The 3,023-nt window shown below is 31.2% G+C and carries 3 protein-coding genes; 2 read left to right on the forward strand and 1 reads right to left on the reverse strand.

What is annotated here, in order from left to right:
• A partial coding sequence (locus CN514_RS10420; protein WP_176525860.1) for a branched-chain amino acid transport system II carrier protein occupies positions 1 to 729 on the forward strand: 729 nt, incomplete at its 5' end.
• 64 nt (positions 730 to 793) lie between these two features.
• Here CN514_RS10420 and CN514_RS10425 read toward each other — a convergent pair.
• Positions 794 to 1,966, reverse strand: coding sequence for an alpha-hydroxy-acid oxidizing protein (locus tag CN514_RS10425; protein ID WP_098232514.1), 1,173 nt, complete (start codon positions 1,964 to 1,966; stop codon positions 794 to 796).
• A gap of 404 nt (positions 1,967 to 2,370) precedes the next feature.
• Here CN514_RS10425 and CN514_RS10430 point away from each other — a divergent pair, with 404 nt between their 5' ends.
• Positions 2,371 to 2,847: a nucleoside deaminase gene (locus CN514_RS10430; RefSeq protein WP_176525861.1), complete on the forward strand. Its 477-nt coding sequence runs from the start codon at positions 2,371 to 2,373 to the stop codon at positions 2,845 to 2,847.
• Positions 2,848 to 3,023 lie beyond the last annotated feature (176 nt).

The following is a 3,023-nucleotide window of genomic DNA, read 5'->3' on the forward strand; positions in this document are numbered from 1 at the left end:
TGCGCATTAATCTACGGGATTGTTTTCATCAATATTTTTCAAAGATTAAATGTAACAAATCAAAAATTACAAATTAAGTATTTAATTATATTCGGTTTAATTTGTGCATTATTATTATCGATGACTTATTTTATAATTGGCTACTTAGGTGCCTCAGCAACGATTACTGGTCAAATTGACAATGGAGCAATCGTCTTAACAAAAGTAATGAATCAATTATTTGGAAATGGTGGAACGATTGTTTTAGGACTTATTTTTACACTTGCATGTTTAAGTGTTTGTATTGGTTTAATCACATCATGTTCTCAATATTTTAATAGTATTTTCCCTAAATTATCTTATAAACAATGGGCAATCTTATTATGTTTTATAAGTGGTTTCGTAGCAAATTTAGGACTTACACAAATATTAAAAGTATCCGTTCCAATATTAGGTCTTTTATATCCAATGGCAATTGCACTGATTGTACTAGCACTTTTACACGATCAATTACCATTTAAAGGTAGACCCGTTTATTTATTAACAATTTTGTTTGTTGGAATTTATAGCTTAATTGAGATCATCAATTCATCATTTTTAAATAACGGACTAAATGAATTATTATCGATTGTTCCAATGCAGAGTAAAGGATTCGGTTGGGTAATACCAGGTTTAATTGGTTTTGTAATAGGGTGTATGATGGAGAAGTTTTTTGTAAAAGAATATTCCGAAGTAAAGAACGCAGCATAATTCTATTTTCAAAAATAAAGAGCGGCTCATTAGTCTTAGCACTTTTGAAGTCGCTCTTTATTTGTTAAAAATGCTTACTAAGGTTTTCTTTCACTAACAATGATGGCTTTAATTCACTGATACTTTTTTGTCCGGATAAAGCCATCGTTAAATCAAAATCAGCTAAAATATTTTTCATTACTTGGACTACCCCGTTTTTACCAGCAAGAGCGAGGCCATACATATACGGTCGACCAATTAATACCGCATCAGCACCGATTGCTAAAGCTTTATATACATCTGATCCCCTTCTAATGCCACTATCCATTAAAATTGGTAATCTACCTTTTAATTCACTACAAATACTCTCTAATGCATCTAAAGTACTAATTGTTCCATCAACTTGTCTTCCACCATGATTCGAAACGATAATGCCATCCATACCATATTCAAGTGCAAGCATTGCATCGTCCTTATGTAAAATTCCCTTTAATAAAATTGGTAATTTAGTTTGTTTTCGCAAAAATGCTAAATCTTCCCACGTTAATGCAGGATTGCCAAAGAGTCTTGTCCATAATAGAATTGCTGACTGTGGATCTTCTTCAGGTGATTTATTTAATCGTGATCGAAATACAGGATCCTCTAAATAGTTACCAATACCTTGCCCTTGTAAAAATGGTAAATATGCATTTTCAATATCTTTTTCTCTCCAGCCCATAATCGAGGTATCAAGCGTAATAACAATCGCTTCATAGCCATTTGCTTCAGCACGTTTCATCATACTTGCTGCTATTTCCATATCACTACTACAATATAATTGATACCATTTACAAGAATTTCCTAGAACAGTTGAAACCTTTTCTAATGAGTAAGTAGATGCAGTACTAGTAATGTATGGAATATTCAATTCTGCTGCAGCTCTAGCAGCTTCAAGTTCCCCTTCTGGATGCGCAATCGACTGGACACCGATTGGAGCAAATAAAATTGGTGAATGATATGTTTTGCCGAATAAATTTATACTAATATCACGCTTTGCCACATTACGTAACATCCGCGGTACAATTTTCCACTTATCAAATGCTAATCGATTTTCATTCATCGAGCGCTCACTACCTGCGCCCCCAGCTATATAATAAAAAGGGCCTTCCTCTAATTGCTCTTGTGCCAACTTTTCTAAATCCTCAAATCTAACAGGAATCTCACTTTTTTTCCCACCACTATACACTTGTAATTGAATATAATTTCCGAAATTCTTCATTCGAAACACATCCTTCAAAAAGTTGTAAACGTTTACATATTCTAATTCATTTCAAATAACTCCTTTATTTTTTTAAATAAATCATTCGACATTTTGAATATTTATTAGATTTCTTATCCCGTTTAGTACTTACATTTATATTAATAAATTTTGTTTGAATTATACTACTCTATTATTTTTGTTTTTATAAAAAATGAATTTTCTTACTTTATATTGATTAAATATGTTCTTAAATCCTGTAATAGAGTGTACAAATAAGTAAGATAACCTTTTTAACATGAATGGTTGATTTAAAGAATTGTAAACCAATTAACCAATTTGATTGACTACTTATTTATATTAATTTAAGAAATTAGATAAATGTATTTACCTTTCGCCCTTATTACTATAAAGGTGGTGTTTGTTTGAATCACTCTGATTGGATGAAATTAAGTGTAAGACTTGCTTACGAAAACTTATTAAATAAGAATGGTGGGCCATTTGGAGCTGTTATTGTCCAAGATGGAAAAGTAATTGGTGCCGGCGTAAATGGAGTCACAACTTTAAATGATCCAACTGCACATGCAGAGGTCCAAGCAATTCGAAACGCATGTCAAAATTTAGGTACATATTTATTAAAGGATGCCGTTTTATATACTAGCTGTGAACCATGTCCGATGTGTCTAAGTGCTGCCTATTGGTCTAGAATTTCAAAAATATATTATTTTTTCACAAAAGATGATGCTGCAAAAATTGGATTTGATGATGCACATATTTATTATGAACTTTCATTGCCATATGAAGATCGAACAATCCCTAGTGAACAAATTATGATTAAAGTAAAAGATATTGAAAACCCTTTCATTGTTTGGTCAAAAGATGAAAGTCATGTACATTATTAATCGGTATAAGAAAAGGTTGCTCATTACTAAATAATGGGCAACCTTATTTTCATTTTTGAATTATAAATTTCAATCTTTTAGCTCATGATCTTGCTCTGAAACTTCAATTTCCACTAAATTTGATGAATCATCTTTTTCATTATTATTTTCTTTCCAAATTTTATACTTTTCAATAT

Origin of the sequence: Bacillus sp. AFS001701, from assembly GCF_002559405.1 — a bacterium.
Classification (GTDB): Bacteria; Bacillota; Bacilli; order Bacillales; family Bacillaceae_G; genus Gottfriedia.